Below are 15,522 nucleotides of genomic sequence, written 5' to 3'. Positions count from 1 at the left end.
CCGCGAGCGCCGCGCCCGCGCCCGCCGTGCGCCGCACACGCCGCCCCGCCGCCCCGCCGGCGGCCGCCAGCGCGCTCGGGCCCGACGCGCAGGCACGGTTCATCAATCTCAAGGCCTGGCGCGCCGAAGTCGCGCGCGCACACAACCTGCCCGCCTACGTGATCTTCCACGACGCCACACTCGCCGCCATCGCAGAGCAGCGCCCCACCACGCTCGAAGCGCTGCAAGGCATCAGCGGCATGGGCAGCAAAAAGCTGCAGGCCTACGGCGAGGAAGTGCTGCGCGTCTGCCAGGCGGGGTGAGGGAATGGGGGACTGACCCCGAAATGGGGGCAGATTCCAAGGATTGGCGGCGTTGTGAAGCAAAAGGCCGTGCGCCCGGCGGTGCGCGAAACGCGCTGCGCAGCGCCGCTATCCGCCGTGCGGCTGCCTGTCCGTGCTTGCGCTGCGTTGGACGAGCCCGTCGGGTCCGAAGGTAACGGTGAACACCATCTCCCGATTGGGCGGATCGACCCAATTCCAGTCCCAGTCGGTTTCCTGCTTGAGGGTAAAGGTCATGCGCTGAGCAGGCTTGCCCAGCAGGCGGCGCACCTGTTCCTCGGTCATGCCGGGCTGCACCTGGGCAAAGACGTGGGGCGCCAGCACCTGGCGCAGGGCACTCATCTTGCCGTCGGGGCCGATGGTGATCATGTAGTTCTTCGCGCCGGCGGGCTGGCGGTTGTATTCAAAGGTGCGCGAGCCGTCGGGGTCTTCCCATATCTTCTCGGGCACACCAAAACGGGCGCGCACGTCGGCTTCGGTGGACACACCTTCTTCGAGTTCGCGAATGTTCTTTTCGTCGCAGCCCGCCAACAGGCCGAGCGTCACCAGCACAGCCAGGCCAGAGATCCAGAACCAGGTTTTCATCATGCTCATCCTTGCAAAGATGGGGGCAGACCATTGTCAAATCATTGGAACCTGCCCCAATTTTCTGCAATTTTCCGGGGCTCGCAATGACGGCTGTCTTGCAAAAAGGCCGAGCGCAGCGATGGCCCGCATGGTATCCCCTGGCCCTTCTGTATGCGCCGAGGAGCGCAGCGCCCTGCGGGAAAAGGGCGCGCGATTGTTTGAGCGAAGCGCAGCGCAGCGAGTTTCGCGCGCCCCCGCTGGGCGTGAGCACCGCAGGTTTCCCTGACCGCCGTCAGGCGGGCAGGGACGCAGGCAGCAGGGTCGCCTTCTTTTGCCTTCTTTTCTTGGCGAGACAAGAAAAGAAGGTGCGCCGCCGGGCGCACATCCCGGCATCTGCCCTGAGCCCCTTCACCTGCGCCCAATAATTGGAATCTGACCCCAATTTCAGGATTTCAGCATGTTTTTGGCCATTAGAGCAGGTACAGCAAGCGCAAGAAGCTATCAAAACCATATAAAAACCACCACATGCAGCCCATGCTAAGCTGATCGCCATCACTGTTTTGCACGGAGAAAAACCCATGCCCGGCCTGTTGCCCGATGTCGATCCTGACGGTCTGCTCGAATTTTCGGTGGTCTATACCGACCGCGCGCTCAACCACATGTCCAAACGCTTCGTGGGCGCGATGCAGGAAATTCTCGCCACGCTCAAGGAGGTGTACCACGCGCAATCGGCCGTCATCGTGCCCGGCAGCGGCACCTTTGGCATGGAGGCCGTGGCGCGGCAGTTTGCGCAGCGGCAGAAGGTGCTGATCGTGCGCAACGGCTGGTTCAGCTACCGCTGGAGCCAGATTCTCGACATGGGCGGCTTTGCCGGCGAGGCCGTCGTCTGCAAGGCGCGCCAGCAGGGGGCGGGCGCGCAGGTGCCCTGGGCGCCGTGCCCGGCCGCGGAAGTGGCCGCCAGCATCCGCGCCGAGCGGCCTGCGGTGGTGTTTGCCCCGCACGTCGAAACCGCGAGCGGCATCGTGCTGCCGGATGACTACCTGCGCACCGTGGCCGAGGCCGCGCACGACGTGGGCGCGCTGTTCGTGCTCGACTGCGTGGCCTCGGGCGCGCTGTGGGTGGACATGCAGGCGCTGGGCGTCGACGTGCTGATCTCGGCGCCGCAAAAGGGCTGGAGCGGCCCGCCGTGCTGCGCTCTGGTGATGCTGGGCGCGCGTGCGCGTGCGGCCATCGAGGGCACGATGAGCAACAGCTTTGCCTGCGACCTCAAAAAATGGCTGCAGATTGCCGAGGGCTACGAAAAAGGCCAACATGCCTACCACGCCACCATGCCCACCGATGCGCTCGTGCGCCTGCGCGACGTGATGCGCGAGGCGCGCGCCTACGGCTTCGACAGGCTGCGTGCCGAGCAGATCGAACTGGGCGCCAGGGTGCGCGCGCTGCTCGAGTCGCGCGGCTTTGCGAGCGTTGCGGCCGAGGGTTACAAGGCGCCGGGCGTGGTCGTGAGCTACACCACCGACCCGGGCATCCAAAACGGCAAGAAGTTCGCCGAAGTCGGTCTGCAGACGGCCGCGGGCGTGCCGCTGCAGTGCGGCGAGGGGCCGGACTTCATGAGCTTTCGCATGGGCCTGTTCGGGCTCGACAAGTGGCAGCACATCGAGCGCACCGTGGGCCACCTGGCAGCGGCGCTTGAGCGCATCGCGGCCCCCGCGTGATGGGGCGCTGCGCGCGGACATTCAGGCGCTGGGCGATATGTTTTTGGTAGCGTTCACCAGGGGCTTTGCGAAGTGACAGACCAGGCCCACGCGCTGCAAAAAGCCAAGCGGCAGGCGGGCGCCTTGCTCGTGCTGATGGCGGCGCTGTTTGCCGCGAGCTACGCGCTGCCGCGCAGCCTGGGCGTGGATTGCCTGCGCGCCATGGCCGAGGCCGCGATCGTCGGTGGCCTGGCCGACTGGTTTGCCGTCTCGGCGCTGTTTCGCCGCATCCCGCTGCCGCTGTTGCAGCGCCACACCGACATCGTGGTGCGCAACAAGGAGCGCATAGGCGGCAACCTTGCGCGCTTCGTGCGCGACAAATTTCTCGATCCGCCCTCGCTCGTGGCGCTGATCCGCCGCAACCCGCCCACGGCGCTGCTTGCGCAGTGGCTTAACACGCCCGCGAACGCCGAGCTGCTCGGGCGCCAGCTCGCGCGGCTTGCGCTCGCGGGGCTCGAGATGGTCGAAGACGCACAGGTGCAGCGCTTCATGCGTGCCGCGGCGCGCACGCTGATCGGCCAGATCGACCTCACGCGCTCCATGGCCGCGGCGCTGCAGGCGCTCACGCACGAGGGCCGGCACCAGGCGCTGCTCGACGACCTGCTCGCGCGCCTCGCGCAGCTGTTGCGCTCCGAAGACACACGCGCCTTCATCGCCGCGAGCCTCGTGCAATGGCTCAAGCGCGAACATCCGCTCAAGGAAAAAGTGCTGCCCAGCGAATGGCTCAGCGACAAGGGCGCGAGTGCGATCGCGCACGCCGTGGAAAGCCTGCTCGCCGAAATCGCGCGCAACCCCGAACACCAGCTGCGCGACGCGCTCGACGAGGCGCTGCAGCGCCTGATCACGCGGCTGCAAAGCGACCCCGAGTGGGGGCGCAGGGGCGAAGAAATCCGCCGCTATCTGCAGACCGACCCCACGGTGGGCGCGTATGTCGAGTCGCTCTGGGCCGGGCTGCGCACACGCCTGCAGCGCGACTTGGCCGATGAGCATTCGGCGCTCGTGCGCCGCATCGTCGGCATGGGCCAGTGGCTCGGGCGCGCGCTTGCGGGCGACGCACTGCTGCGCGAGCGCCTCGACGCCCAGCTCGAACTCTGGGCCGTGCAATGGGCGCCCGAGGTGTCCGAATTCTTCGCGCAGCACATCGAAGGCACCGTGCAGCGCTGGGACGCGCGCGAGATGGCGCAATTGCTGGAGCTGCACCTCGGCCCCGACCTGCAGCACATCCGCATCAACGGCACGCTGGTGGGCGGGCTGATCGGCCTGCTGCTGTTCGCCCTGTCGCACGCGGGGGCGCTGTACGCGGCGGCGCGGGTGGCGTTTGTGGGGTGAGCGGGCGGTTGCGTGGATGTGCAGCTGGAGCGGATGGGGAGAAATTGGAATCAGACCTCACAATTTCCCGAAGTGTGCTAGTGATACCATTTGCAACATCATGATCCGCATGTTGCTTGGCGCCAATGTGTTGGTAGCTGGCCTAATGAGCGCTATGACAGTGCGGGTAATACGGTTGCTTTGGCCCACGTGAAGGAGTGCCCAATGAGCCAGCATATGCAAACCGGCAGCCACGCCACCAGCGGCGAATGCCTCCTTTCCGCTTGGGTGCCGAGGAATATGGCAGCCCCATCCTCATGGTGCAGGAGATTCGCGGCTACTCGGAGCCGACCCGCATCGCCAACGCGCCGGACTTCATCCTCGGTGTGCTCAATCTGCGCGGGGTGATCGTTCCCATCATTGACCTGCGCCTCAAGCTCAACCAGCCCGAGGCACCCTACAACGACCTGACCGTCTCCATCGTGCTCAACATCGGCCAGCAGGTCATTGGCGTCGTGGTCGATGCGGTGTCGGACGTGATTGCCTTGAAGGGCGAGCGGATCAAACCCGCCCCCGATTTCCAGAGCAGCGTGGACGCTGCCTACATCACGGGCATCGCCACCATTGAGCAGGGCGGGCAGCACCGCATGCTGATCCTGATGGACATTGCCAAGCTGCTCTCCAGCGCCGAGATGGGGTTGCTCGGCAGCGCCGCCTGACCCTTTCGAAAAACAAATCAAATCCACCTTTCAAAATAAAACGCCATGAACAACTTGAAGACTTCGATCCGTTTGACCCTGCGCCAAAGGTTTTTCTTTGGTTTTCTGACCGTGATCGCGGTGGTTCTGCTGGTGATGCTGGGCGGACGCTACCTTGGCAAGGCCGCGAAGTTTCACCGCCTTGAGCGGGACCACCTGGAGGTGGTCATGCAGATGGCCAACGCAATGCAAGGGGTTGCCTCCGGTGGCTCGGCTTCCGCGCTCGAAAAAGACTTCCTGCTCAAGTCCATTGAGCGTGGGCAATGGCTTGCCGCGCAGGTTGATGTCGAGTTGCTCAAGATTGAGCAGGGGCTGTTCCGCCTGATCGGTTTCGGTGATGTCATCGACTTGCCAACCAAAGATATCGACGATCTGGAGCACATGCGAAAGATCATCGAGGCCGAGCCCGGCCTCTCCGTGAGTCCGGCGCTGGTCGAGCGCTTGCGTCCCGATATGACAGCCGTGAAGCGCAACTCCGAGCTTTTCCCCAAGCTAGTCGCTGAGGCGGCAAGTTTCATCCAGACGGTTGTGTCCATCCTCAACGCTCTGGGGGGCTTGGTGCTGTTGGCCACCTTCTGGGGACTGCGCCAGGCGATTCTCGGGCCGCTGGAGGATGCGGTGGGTGTGGCGGGCCGCATTGCCCATGGCGATCTGTCGGGGCACATCGTGGTGCGCTCGGGTGATGAGATAGGCCGCTTGATGACCAGCCTTGAGGAGATGCAGGCCAGCCTGGTCAAGACCGTGGCCAGTGTGCGCCAAGGCTCCGAAAGCGTGGCCAACGCCAGCATCGAGATTGCCTCGGGCAACGCCGACCTGTCGGCCCGCACCGAGAGCCAGGCCAGCTCGCTGGAAGAAACCGCTGCCTCCATGGAAGAGCTCAGCTCCACCGTGCGCCAGAACGCCGACAACGCCAAACAGGCCAACCAGCTGGCACAAAGCGCCTCGCAAGTGGCCGTCAAAGGGGGCGAAGTCGTGGCCCAGGTTGTTGGCACCATGAAAGAGATCAGCGACAGCAGCCAGAAGATCGCCGACATCAACAGCGTCATCGAAGGCATTGCCTTCCAGACCAACATCCTGGCGCTGAACGCTGCGGTCGAAGCGGCCCGTGCCGGCGAACAGGGCCGCGGCTTTGCCGTGGTGGCCTCCGAGGTGAGGAACCTGGCCGGACGCAGTGCGGCCGCCGCCAAGGAGATCAAGGCCATGATCACCACCAGCGTCGAACGGGTCGAAGCCGGCTCACAGCTGGTGGATCAGGCTGGGCAGACCATGGAAGAAGTGGTCAGCGCCATCCGCCGGGTGACCGACATCATGGGCGAAATCAGCGCGGCCAGTGCCGAGCAGAGCGCCGGGGTGTCTCAAGTGGGCGAGGCCGTGACCAATATGGATCAGGTGACGCAACAGAACGCGTCGCTGGTCGAGGAAATGGCCGCTGCGGCCGACAGCCTCAGAGGCCAGGCACAGGAGCTGGTGCAGACGGTGGCGGTGTTCAAGCTCAGTGGCAGCGAATCCGGTATGCGGCCGGTGTCGGTTGCGGCTCCGCGGCCCGCCCCAGCGGCAGCAAAGCCAGCACCCCAGCGCAAGATGCCGGCCCCGCGAGCGGCTGCTGCGCCGAAGCAGATTGTGGCAACTTCGCCAGCACCCGCGGCGGCCCGCAAGGGCGACTCCGAAAGCGAGTGGGAATCCTTCTGAATGAGGGGAAAATCCGAATCCGTGCGATAACTCAAAGAGCGTTTCGGCAACGAGGCGCTTTTTTGGGAAAATTGGGTTCGGATTCCAATTTTTCCATTCCCTCCCCCGCACGTCGCCCCCGCCTCAAAACCGCTCCAGCTCCGGGTACGCAAGCTGCCCGCCGCGCACCGGCATCTTGCCGTACTCGGCGCAGCGGTGCAGCGTGGGGATGACCTTGCCGGGGTTGAGCAGCCCTGCGGGGTCGAAGGCGGCCTTGAGGGCGCGCATCTGCGCGTTTTCCTCGGCGGAAAACTGCACGCACATGGAGTTGAGCTTTTCCACGCCCACGCCGTGCTCGCCCGTCACGGTGCCACCCATGGCGACGCTGGTTTCGAGGATGTCGGCGCCGAATAGCTCGCAGCGCTGCAGCTGGTCGGGGTCGTTGGCGTCGAACAGGATCAGCGGGTGCAGGTTGCCGTCGCCGGCGTGGAACACGTTCACGCAGCGCAGCTGGTATTTGCGCTCCATCGCGGCGATGGCCTGCAGCATGTCGGCCAGGCGTTTGCGCGGGATGGTCGAGTCCATGCACATGTAGTCAGGGCTGATGCGGCCACTCGCAGGGAAGGCATTCTTGCGTCCGCTCCAAAAGCGCAGGCGCTCCTCTTCGGACTGGCTGACTGCGATTTTCGTAGCGCCTGCGGCAAGCAGCACCTGCGTCATGCGCTCGATTTCTTCTTGCACTTCGGCGGGCGTGCCGTCGCTTTCGCACAGCAGGATGGCGGCGGCGTCGAGGTCGTAGCCCGCGTGCACGAAGTCTTCGACGGCGGCGGTCATGGGCTTGTCCATCATCTCCAGCCCGGCCGGGATGATGCCGGCGGCAATGACTTCGGCCACGGCCTCGCCGGCGCGCCGCACGTCGTCGAAGCTCGCCATGATGCAGCGCGCAAGCTGCGGCTTGGGGATCAGGCGCACCGTGACTTCGGTGGTCACGGCAAGCATGCCTTCGCTGCCTATCACCGCGGCGAGCAGGTCGTAGCCGGACGCATCGAGCGCCTCGCTGCCGAACTCGACGGGCTCGCCCTCCACCGTGAAGCCGCGCACGCGCAGCACGTTGTGCACCGTGAGGCCGTATTTGAGGCAGTGCACGCCGCCCGAGTTCTCGGCCACGTTGCCGCCTATGGTGCAGGCGATCTGGCTGCTTGGGTCGGGCGCGTAATACAGGCCGTGCGGCGCGGCGGCTTCGCTGATGGCGAGGTTGCGCACGCCGCACTGCACGCGCGCGGTGCGCGCAAGCGGGTCGATGTGCAGGATGCGGTGGAAGCGCGCGAGCGAGAGCGTTACGCCCATGGCATGCGGCAGCGCCCCGCCCGAAAGCCCTGTGCCCGCGCCGCGCGCCACCACGGGCACCTGCAGCGCGTGGCAGGTCTGCAGCACGGCCTGCACCTGCGCTTCGGTTTCGGGCAGGCACACCACCAGCGGGCGCTGGCGATAGGCCGTGAGGCCGTCGCACTCGTAGGGCGTGGTGTCTTCGCTGTGCCACAGCAGCATGTGCGCGGGCAGCACGCGCTGCAGGGCGTGCACGACTTCGACCTGGCGCTGCTGGCGCTCGGCGGACAGGATGGAGGGGGGCGGGGTGGAGGGGGAGTGCATGGCGTGGCCGGGCGGAGTGGTCAGACTAGCAGCCTGTCGGACTTTGGGCGTCGATTGCGAGAATGCGCCCCAGCGAGGCCAGTTTTTGCCGGATTCGCCGCCCCATGGCGGGACCATGGGGCAAGAAGACGGTAAAAAATGGGCCGCTGCGGCGCATTCGCAGCCGACGATTCCAAAGTCCGACAGGCTGCTAGTGTAGTGTTTGATGCTTGATGCGACAAATAAAGCCGATGGATTTTTGGTCTGGGCAAGGCGCAAACCGCAGCGATACCGGGTGGTATCGCGAGGATTTGCAACGCGGCCCGGGCCGAAAAGACGCGGTTTGATGTCGCAGATAGTGTCGAACACTGCACTAGGGGCTCAGAAGCCAATTTTCGCCCCGGCGCCGAGCAGGGTGGCCATGCCCAGCACGGCAAAAACCGCGGCGGCGAGCGCGCGCACGAGCTTCATCGGGATTTTGGCCGCGAGCTTGTCGCCCACGAACACGGCGGGTACGTCGGCGATCAGCATGCCGAGGGTGGTGCCGGCCACGACCAGCAGTGGTGTGCCGTAGTGCGCCGCCATGGCCACGGTGGCGATCTGCGTTTTGTCCCCCATTTCGGCCAGGAAGAAGGTGACCAGCGTGGCGCCGAACACGCCCAGGCGCTGGGCCACGTGGGCGCCGTCTTCTTCCATCTCGTCGGGGATCAGCGTCCACACGGCCATGCCGACGAAGGACAGCCCGAGCACCCAGCGCAGAACTTCGGGGCGAACATGGGCGGTGATCCACGCGCCGAGCGCACCCGCCAGGCCATGGTTGACGATGGTGGCCAGCAGGATGCCGAGGATGATGGGGGCCGGCTTTTTGAACCGGGCTGCAAGCAGGAAGGCGAGCAGCTGCGTCTTGTCGCCGATTTCGGCAAGCGCGACGACGCCGGTCGAAACCAGCAGGGACTCGAGGAACATGGTGGGAGCCTTTGACGATCTTTGTCTTTGCGTGAAAGGCGCGGATCGTAAAGGTTCCGTGCGTCGTGCGCGCAAACGCGCTCGCGCACCTGCCCCCGCGGCAGGCTTCAGCCGTTCACATGCGAAACACTGCGTACTGCGTGTCCTTGGCGGGGGTGCGCCCGGCCATGGCGAGCAGCTCGGCGAGCACGGGGCGCGTCTGCACGGGGTCTATGACCATGTCGCACCACAGCTGGCGTGCCCAGTCCATGGCACCAGCATATTCGGCCGCGCCGCCAGCCGCGCCCGTGGGAGCGCCTATGGGAGCGCGTAGTGCGGCGCGTGCATTGGGCCACATCAGCAGTGCGTTGGGCTTGAGCGCGCGCCCGCACAGCGCGTAGTAGGCCGCGCCCCAGGCGTGGCCGGTGATCAGCGTGAACTTGGGCACGTCGGCATTGGCCACGGCGTTCATGAGCTTGGCGCCGTGCTTGCCCACGCCCTGGCGTTCAGACTCGTCACCCGACAGAAAGCCCGGTGAATCGACGAGGAACAGCAGCGGGATGTCGCGCTGGCCGCACAGTTCGATGAAGTGCGCCCCCTTGGCGCCGGCCTGCGCCGTGAGCGCGCCGTTGCCCGCGAGCACGCCAACTTCGATACCCTCGATGTGCGCAAAGCCGGTGACCAGCGTCTCGCCATGCAGCTGCTTGAACTCCTGAAAGCGGCTGCCATCGACGAGGCGCGCGATGATTTCGTGCGCGTGGTAAGGGTCGTCGGCGTGCGTGCGCGCCAGGCCGTAGAGCTCGGCCGGGTCGTGGCGCGGTGGTTCTGCTTCGGCGCGCGTCCAGCGCAGGCGCGGCGGCTCGCCCAGGTGCGCGACGATGTGGCGCGTGATCTCGAGCGCGTGGCGGTCGTCGTCGGCGATGTGGTCGGTCACACCGGAGAGGCGGCTGTGCATCTCGGCACCGCCCAGGGGTTCTATGCCTATCACCTCGCCGGTCGCGGCAAACACGAGCTGCGGGCTGCCGAGGAACATCGCGCCCTGCTTGCGGATGATGACCACCTCGTCGCACAGCGCGGGGATGTAGGCGCCGCCCGCGGTCGAGGGGCCGTGCACGATGGCGATCTGTGCGATGCCCTCGGACGACATCTTGACCTGGTTGTACATGATGGAGCCGGCCTGGCCCTCGTCGGGGAAGATGTTGGCCAGATCGGGCAGAAAGCCGCCGCCCGACTGCACCATGGTGATGCAGGGCAGGCGGTGCTGCCAGGCAAACAGCTGCGCGCGTGTGTGCTTTTTGGTGGTCATGCCAAACATGGTGCCGCCCTTGACGGTGGCGTCGTTGATGATCAGCATGCACGCGCGCCCGCAGACCCAGCCCACGCCGGTGATGATGGTTGCGCCCGGCGGCACGCCCTCGTACATGTCGGCGCCCGCGAGCTGGGCGAGCTCGATGAACGGCGTGCCGGGGTCGGTCAGCGCGGTGATGCGCTCGCGCGGCAGCATCTGCCCGCGATCCTGGTGCAGCTTGCGCGCCTTGGCGCTGCCGCCCTGCAAGGCCTCGGCGCTGCGCTCCTGCAGCTGCGCCAGGTGGCGCTGGTAGGCCGCGCACCGTTGCTGGAAGGCCGGATCGTCGGTGGCGACCTGGGACGCGATCGTGGGCAGTGCAGTCAAAGTCATGGCTTGGGCTTGGTGAACTAACAAATGTTTGTTATCTTACATACCTTCGGTTGTTTTTTGCAACGCAGTTTTTTCACCTACGCCCTTCAGCCATGAACCACCACCGCAGCGCCCCCCACGTCGCGCCTATTGCTGCCGGCGCCTTCCGGCCCGAGAGGAGTTTGTCATGAGCGTCATGAAATCCTCGCTCTCGACGGGTTCGCCCGAATTTCAGGCCAACCAGGCCGCTTACGAGGTGCGCATCGCCGACCTGCACGCGCGCCGCGCCGCGGCGCTGGCCGCGGGCCCGCTGCCCGCGCAGGAAAAGCTGCGCCAGGCCAAGCAGCTGCTCGCGCGCGAGCGCGTCGCGGCGCTGCTCGACGCGGGCTCGCCGTTTCTGGAGCTGTGCCAGCTCGGCGGCGAGGGGTTGTACCCTGGGCAGGCGCCCGGCGCGGCCATCGTCACGGGCGTGGGCGTGGTCGCGGGGCGGCCGTGCATGGTGATTGCCAACGACGCGAGCGTCGATGGCGGCAGCTACAACGCCATCACCTGCAAAAAGCACGTGCGCGCGCTGCGCTTTGCCTGGCAGCACCGCCTGCCCTGCATCACGCTCGCACAGCCCGCGCCGCCGGCTGAAAAGGAAGAACCCGGCGTGTTTCCCGACGACGGGCAGTTCGGCTCCATTTACTACTGCCAGCTGCGCATGTCGCGCGACGGCGTGCCGCAGATCGCGAGCGTGCACGGCCCGGCGGCCGACGTCCTGGCGTTTGCACCCGCGCTGTGCGACCAGGTGGTGATGGTGCGCAAGCAAGGCGCGCTGGCCTTCGGCCCCGAGCCTGCGCTGGCCGCCGGTGACGCCGAGCGCCAGACCACGCTCAGCGGCACCGCGGACAACCTGGCCGAAAACGACAACCACGCCATGGCCATGCTGCGCGACATCGTCGCCAACCTCGGCGACCTGCCGCGCCAGCGCCGCGACGTGGCGCCGCTGCGCGCGCCGCTGCACGATCCGCGCGAGATCCACGGCATCATCAGCGCCGACCCGCGCATTCCCACCGACAACCGCGAGATCGTGCTGCGCCTGATCGACGGCAGCGAGCTGCACGAGTTCAAGCCCGGCTACGGCGACACGCTGATCACCGGCTTTGCGCGCATCATGGGTTTCGAGATCGGCATCCTGTGCAACAACGGCGTGCTGTTTTCCGAAAGCGCGATGAAGGCCACGCAGTTCATCGAGCTGTGCTGCCAGCGCGGCATTCCGCTGCTGTTCATGGCCGACATCAACGGCTTCATGGTCGGGCGCGAGGCCGAGGAGGCCGGCATCGCCAAGCACGGAGCGAAGATGATCACTGCGATGACCAGCGCCAACGTGCCCAAATACACGCTGATCATCGGCGGCTCCTACGGCGCGGGCTACCTGGCGATGTGCGGGCGCCCGTTCAAGCCCAACGCGATGCTCATGTGGCCCAACGGCCGCGCCGCCATCATGGGCCCCGAGCAGGCCGCGACCACGCTCGCGATGGTCAAAGACGACCAGCACAAGCGCGACGGCACGAGCTGGACCGACGAGGAGCGCGAAGCCTACAAGGCCCCCGTGCGCAAGACCTTCGAAGACTTTGCCAACGCCTACAACTTCGCGCGCCACACCTGGTGCGACATGGTCATAGACCCCGTGGAGACGCGCACCGTGATGGGCATGCTGCTCGATCTGGCCGGCTGCGTGCCCGAAGTTCCCACGCGCTACGGCGTCTATCGCATGTGAGGGCCGTTTTCATGTTCAAGAAAATACTGATAGCCAACCGCGGCGAAATTGCCTGCCGCATCGCGCGCACCTGCCGGCGCCTGGGCGTGGAAGTGGCGGGCGTGCACTCGGTGGCCGACCGCGACGCGCTGCACGTGAAAGAGATCGGCGAGTCGATCGACATCGGCGGCGCGCCGGCGTCCGAGAGCTACCTGCGCATGGACGCGGTGATCGCCGCGGCCAAGGCCACGGGCGCGCAGGCCATCCATCCGGGCTTCGGCTTTCTGGCCGAGAACGCCGCGTTCGCGCGCGCCGTAGAGGCCGCGGGCCTGGTCTTCGTCGGCCCCACGGGCGAGGTCATAGACCGCCTGGGCGACAAGGCTGCGGCCAAGCAGGAGGCGCAGGCCGCAGGCGTGCCCACGGTGCCCGGCAGCCTCACGCCCAGCGAAGACCGCGCCGAAATCGCCGCGCTGGTGCGCCAGACCGGCCTGCCCGTGATGCTCAAGGCCGCGGCCGGCGGCGGCGGCAAGGGCATGCGCGCGATCGCGCAGCTCGCGGGGCTGGAGGACGAGATCGACGCCGCCATGCGCGAAGCCAAGAGCTCGTTCGGCAGCGCCGGCCTGATCGTCGAAAAGCTGGTCGAGCGCGGCCGCCACATCGAGGTGCAGATCGTGGGCGACGGCAAGGGCCACGTGATCCACCTGTTCGAGCGCGAATGCACGCTGCAGCGCCGTCACCAGAAGCTCATCGAAGAAGCGCCCGCGGCCCGGCTCGACCCCGAGCTGCGCGCGCGCATGACGGCCGACGCCGTGCGCCTGGGCCAGCGCCTGAAGTACCGCGGCGTGGGCACGGTGGAGTTCATCGTCGGCGGCGAGGACTATTACTTCCTCGAAGTCAACCCGCGCCTGCAGGTCGAGCACCCCGTGACCGAAGCAGTCACGGGCCTGGACATCGTCGAGCTCATGCTGCGCATCGCTGCGGGCGAGGGCCTGCCGCTGCGCCAGGAGGACGTGCCCCTGCACGGCCACGCGGTCGAGGCGCGCATCTGCGCCGAAGACGCGGCGGCGGGCTTTTTGCCCTCCACGGGGCGGCTCGTGCAGGTGCGCTTTCCGGGCGCGGGGGTGCGCGTGGAAACCGGCATCGAGGCGGGCATGGAAGTCACGCCCTACTACGACCCCATGCTCGCCAAGCTCATCACGCACGCCGACACGCGCGACGCCGCGCTCGACAGGTTGCGCCTGGCGCTCGACGACACAGCAATCTTCGGCGTGACGACGAACTGCGACTTCCTCAAGCGCCTGATCGACCTGCCCGAGACGCGCAGCGCGCGCTTTCACACGCGCCTGATCGACGAGCAGATCGCAAGCTGGGACTTGCGCGCCGCGCAGCAGACGCGCCAGACGCTCGCGCTCGCGGCTTACTACTGGCTTTACGCGCAGCGCCACAATGCCGCATCCAAACTCCAGCCATTGTGGCAAGGCTGGGGCTCCAGCGGCTGGAGCCTGGGCACGGGCGACGAAAGCCTCAGCGCCGCGCCCAGCCTGCACATGGCATACACGGGCGGCAGCGTGGCGATCCGCTTTGCGCCGCTGCAGGCCGACGGCAGCATGTGCATAGGCGTGGGCGACGACAGCCTGCGCGTGGCGTTGCAGCCCGTGGGCGGGGATGAATTTCTGGCCATCGTTGCGGCGCGGCGCGAGCGCGTGCGCCTGTACCAGGACGGCGACACGCTGTACCTGCACGACCGCCAGGGCGTTCATGCGTTCCAGGCCGTGCCCTACCTGTCGTACATCAGCGCGGCGGCGCAGGCCAGCGGCGAGCTCAAGGCGCCGATGATGGGCCTGATCCTCAAGGTGAACGCCGCCGTGGGCGACCATGTCGAAAAAGGCGCCGTGGTGGCGCTGCTCGAATCGATGAAGATGGAAATGCGCATCTGCGCCGAATGCGCAGGCACCGTGACGGCCATCCACTGCCAGAGCGGCCAGACGGTGGAGCGCAACGCCATCGTCGCGGTGATAGAGCCGGACGAGGAAGCCTGAGGCCGCTCACTTACGCCAGCAGGCCGGTGGAGCGGACGCCCCATCCGGCTTGCATGGCAGCCCGCACGCGGTGCATGGGTATATCAAAAAAATGAGCTGCTTACGCTCTATCCATGAGCGTAAAAAGGCATTTTGACCATCAAATTGGCGCGATCCGAAGGTGCCTGAGGCGGGCGCAGGACTCCGACACGAGGCTCAGCGAAACACCACCGTCTTGTGCCCGTTGAGCAGCACGCGGTGTTCGCTGTGCCACTTCACGGCGCGCGCGAGCACCAGGCTTTCGGTGTCGCGCCCGCGCGCGGCGAGGTCTTCCACGGTGTCGGTGTGGTCGGCGCGCGCCACGTCCTGCTCGATGATGGGGCCTTCGTCGAGCGTGGCCGTCACATAGTGCGCCGTCGCGCCGATGAGCTTGACGCCGCGCTCGTGCGCCTGGTGGTAGGGGCGCGCGCCCTTGAAGCTGGGCAAAAAGCTGTGGTGGATGTTGATCGCGCGGCCTTCGAGCTTGGTGCACAGGGCGTCGGAGAGCACCTGCATGTAGCGCGCGAGCACCACGAGCTCGGCGCCTTCGGATTCGATGATTTCGAGCTGGCGCGCCTCGGCCTGCGGCTTGGTCGCGGCCGTCACGGGGATGTGGTGAAAGGGCACGTCGTAGCTCGCGGCCAGCTGGTAAAAGTCGCGGTGGTTGCTGATGATGGCGCGGATGTCCAGGCGCAGCAGCCCGCTTTTGTGGCGAAACAGCAGGTCGTTGAGGCAGTGGCCCTCGCGGCTGACCATGAGCACGGTCTTCATGGGCGCGGCTGCGGCGTGCAGGCCCCAGCGCATCTGGTAGGGCTCGGCGAACGCAGTCCAGTCGGCTTGCAGTTGCGCGGGCTCGTGCGCGTCGCAGGCGAATTGCACGCGCATGAAAAACAGGCCCGTGGCGTGGTCGTTGAACTGCGCGGCTTCTTCGATGTTGCCGCCGTGCTCGAGCAAAAACCCTGAGACGGCATGCACCAAGCCCCTGCGGTCGGGGCACGAGAGGGTGAGAATATAGGTTGGGTTCGCGGAAGGGGTCATAAGCGCACGATTGTCGCAGCCCCGCGTGCGCGAACCTTTTGCTTTTGCAGACAGACAGTGGAAATGAAACCATCCCGCAG

Annotated in this window: 14 protein-coding genes; 8 read left to right on the top strand and 6 right to left on the bottom strand. The window is 66.5% G+C overall.

Annotation, left to right across the window (positions count from 1 at the left end; all coding sequences use genetic code 11):
- On the top strand, positions 1–302 hold a 302-nt coding region (locus PYV55_RS10215), incomplete at its 5' end, for an HRDC domain-containing protein (RefSeq protein WP_275850696.1).
- A 108-nt stretch (positions 303–410) separates the two neighbouring features.
- On the opposite strand, the gene bamE is transcribed toward PYV55_RS10215, so the two are convergent.
- Positions 411–905, bottom strand: coding sequence for an outer membrane protein assembly factor BamE domain-containing protein (gene bamE / locus PYV55_RS10210; RefSeq protein ID WP_275850694.1), 495 nt, complete (start codon positions 903–905; stop codon positions 411–413).
- A 274-nt stretch (positions 906–1,179) separates the two neighbouring features.
- A complete protein-coding gene (locus tag PYV55_RS10205; protein ID WP_275850692.1) occupies positions 1,180–1,467 on the bottom strand; it encodes a hypothetical protein in 288 nt (95 codons plus the stop codon).
- On the opposite strand from PYV55_RS10205, the gene PYV55_RS10200 reads away from it, so the two are divergent.
- From PYV55_RS10200 to PYV55_RS10185, 4 genes are all read left to right on the top strand, one after another.
- The gene (locus PYV55_RS10200) at positions 1,466–2,602 is read left to right on the top strand and encodes an aminotransferase class V-fold PLP-dependent enzyme (RefSeq protein WP_275850690.1); all 1,137 of its coding nucleotides are present in this window, start codon (positions 1,466–1,468) and stop codon (positions 2,600–2,602) included. The genes PYV55_RS10205 and PYV55_RS10200 overlap by 2 nt on opposite strands.
- Positions 2,603–2,674: 72 nt before the next feature.
- Positions 2,675–3,970: a DUF445 domain-containing protein gene (locus PYV55_RS10195; protein ID WP_275850688.1), complete on the top strand. Its 1,296-nt coding sequence runs from the start codon at positions 2,675–2,677 to the stop codon at positions 3,968–3,970.
- A 248-nt stretch (positions 3,971–4,218) separates the two neighbouring features.
- On the top strand, positions 4,219–4,668 hold the full coding sequence (locus PYV55_RS10190) for a chemotaxis protein CheW (RefSeq protein ID WP_275850685.1): 450 nt from the start codon (positions 4,219–4,221) through the stop codon (positions 4,666–4,668).
- Between the two features lie 45 nt (positions 4,669–4,713).
- Complete coding sequence (locus tag PYV55_RS10185; RefSeq protein ID WP_275850683.1) at positions 4,714–6,396, top strand: methyl-accepting chemotaxis protein; 1,683 nt, start codon at positions 4,714–4,716, stop codon at positions 6,394–6,396.
- Positions 6,397–6,519: 123 nt separating this feature from the next.
- Here PYV55_RS10185 and PYV55_RS10180 read toward each other — a convergent pair whose 3' ends face one another.
- A complete protein-coding gene (locus tag PYV55_RS10180; RefSeq protein ID WP_275850680.1) occupies positions 6,520–8,025 on the bottom strand; it encodes an FAD-linked oxidase C-terminal domain-containing protein in 1,506 nt (501 codons plus the stop codon).
- Between PYV55_RS10180 and PYV55_RS10175 the strand changes: the two genes are divergently transcribed.
- A complete protein-coding gene (locus PYV55_RS10175) occupies positions 8,024–8,224 on the top strand; it encodes a hypothetical protein (protein ID WP_275850678.1) in 201 nt (66 codons plus the stop codon). The genes PYV55_RS10180 and PYV55_RS10175 overlap by 2 nt on opposite strands.
- A 161-nt stretch (positions 8,225–8,385) precedes the next feature.
- Here the strand turns inward: PYV55_RS10175 and PYV55_RS10170 are convergent, their stop codons facing one another.
- Positions 8,386–8,970: a TMEM165/GDT1 family protein gene (locus PYV55_RS10170; protein ID WP_275850676.1), complete on the bottom strand. Its 585-nt coding sequence runs from the start codon at positions 8,968–8,970 to the stop codon at positions 8,386–8,388.
- Positions 8,971–9,085: 115 nt separating this feature from the next.
- Complete coding sequence (locus PYV55_RS10165; protein WP_407066790.1) at positions 9,086–10,612, bottom strand: acyl-CoA carboxylase subunit beta; 1,527 nt, start codon at positions 10,610–10,612, stop codon at positions 9,086–9,088.
- Between the two features lie 181 nt (positions 10,613–10,793).
- On the opposite strand from PYV55_RS10165, the gene PYV55_RS10160 reads away from it, so the two are divergent.
- Both PYV55_RS10160 and PYV55_RS10155 read left to right on the top strand, forming a co-directional pair.
- A complete protein-coding gene (locus tag PYV55_RS10160) occupies positions 10,794–12,368 on the top strand; it encodes a carboxyl transferase domain-containing protein (RefSeq protein WP_275850672.1) in 1,575 nt (524 codons plus the stop codon).
- 11 nt (positions 12,369–12,379) lie between these two features.
- Positions 12,380–14,386: an acetyl/propionyl/methylcrotonyl-CoA carboxylase subunit alpha gene (locus PYV55_RS10155; RefSeq protein WP_275850670.1), complete on the top strand. Its 2,007-nt coding sequence runs from the start codon at positions 12,380–12,382 to the stop codon at positions 14,384–14,386.
- A 195-nt stretch (positions 14,387–14,581) separates the two neighbouring features.
- Here the strand turns inward: PYV55_RS10155 and purU are convergent, their stop codons facing one another.
- Positions 14,582–15,442, bottom strand: a complete 861-nt coding sequence (purU, locus tag PYV55_RS10150; RefSeq protein ID WP_275850668.1) for a formyltetrahydrofolate deformylase — start codon at positions 15,440–15,442, stop codon at positions 14,582–14,584.
- Positions 15,443–15,522 lie beyond the last annotated feature (80 nt).

Origin of the sequence: Extensimonas soli (genome assembly GCF_029211265.1) — a bacterium.
In the GTDB taxonomy this organism is placed as follows: domain Bacteria; phylum Pseudomonadota; class Gammaproteobacteria; order Burkholderiales; family Burkholderiaceae_C; genus Extensimonas; species Extensimonas soli.
Note: the sequence above shows the minus strand (reverse complement) of the source record. Positions and strands in the feature narration are given on the sequence as shown.

Bases quoted from the DNA above. Each gene is read 5' to 3' on its own strand.
- bamE (WP_275850694.1), bottom strand. From the start codon at position 905: ATGAAAACCTGGTTCTGGATCTCTGGCCTGGCTGTGCTGGTGACGCTC.
- PYV55_RS10200 (WP_275850690.1), top strand. From the start codon at position 1,466: ATGCCCGGCCTGTTGCCCGATGTCGATCCTGACGGTCTGCTCGAATTT.
- PYV55_RS10205 (WP_275850692.1), bottom strand. From the start codon at position 1,467: ATGGGTTTTTCTCCGTGCAAAACAGTGATGGCGATCAGCTTAGCATGG.
- PYV55_RS10190 (WP_275850685.1), top strand. From the start codon at position 4,219: ATGCCTCCTTTCCGCTTGGGTGCCGAGGAATATGGCAGCCCCATCCTC.
- PYV55_RS10185 (WP_275850683.1), top strand. From the start codon at position 4,714: ATGAACAACTTGAAGACTTCGATCCGTTTGACCCTGCGCCAAAGGTTT.
- PYV55_RS10175 (WP_275850678.1), top strand. From the start codon at position 8,024: ATGGCGTGGCCGGGCGGAGTGGTCAGACTAGCAGCCTGTCGGACTTTG.
- PYV55_RS10180 (WP_275850680.1), bottom strand. From the start codon at position 8,025: ATGCACTCCCCCTCCACCCCGCCCCCCTCCATCCTGTCCGCCGAGCGC.
- PYV55_RS10170 (WP_275850676.1), bottom strand. From the start codon at position 8,970: ATGTTCCTCGAGTCCCTGCTGGTTTCGACCGGCGTCGTCGCGCTTGCC.
- PYV55_RS10160 (WP_275850672.1), top strand. From the start codon at position 10,794: ATGAGCGTCATGAAATCCTCGCTCTCGACGGGTTCGCCCGAATTTCAG.
- PYV55_RS10155 (WP_275850670.1), top strand. From the start codon at position 12,380: ATGTTCAAGAAAATACTGATAGCCAACCGCGGCGAAATTGCCTGCCGC.
- purU (WP_275850668.1), bottom strand. From the start codon at position 15,442: ATGACCCCTTCCGCGAACCCAACCTATATTCTCACCCTCTCGTGCCCC.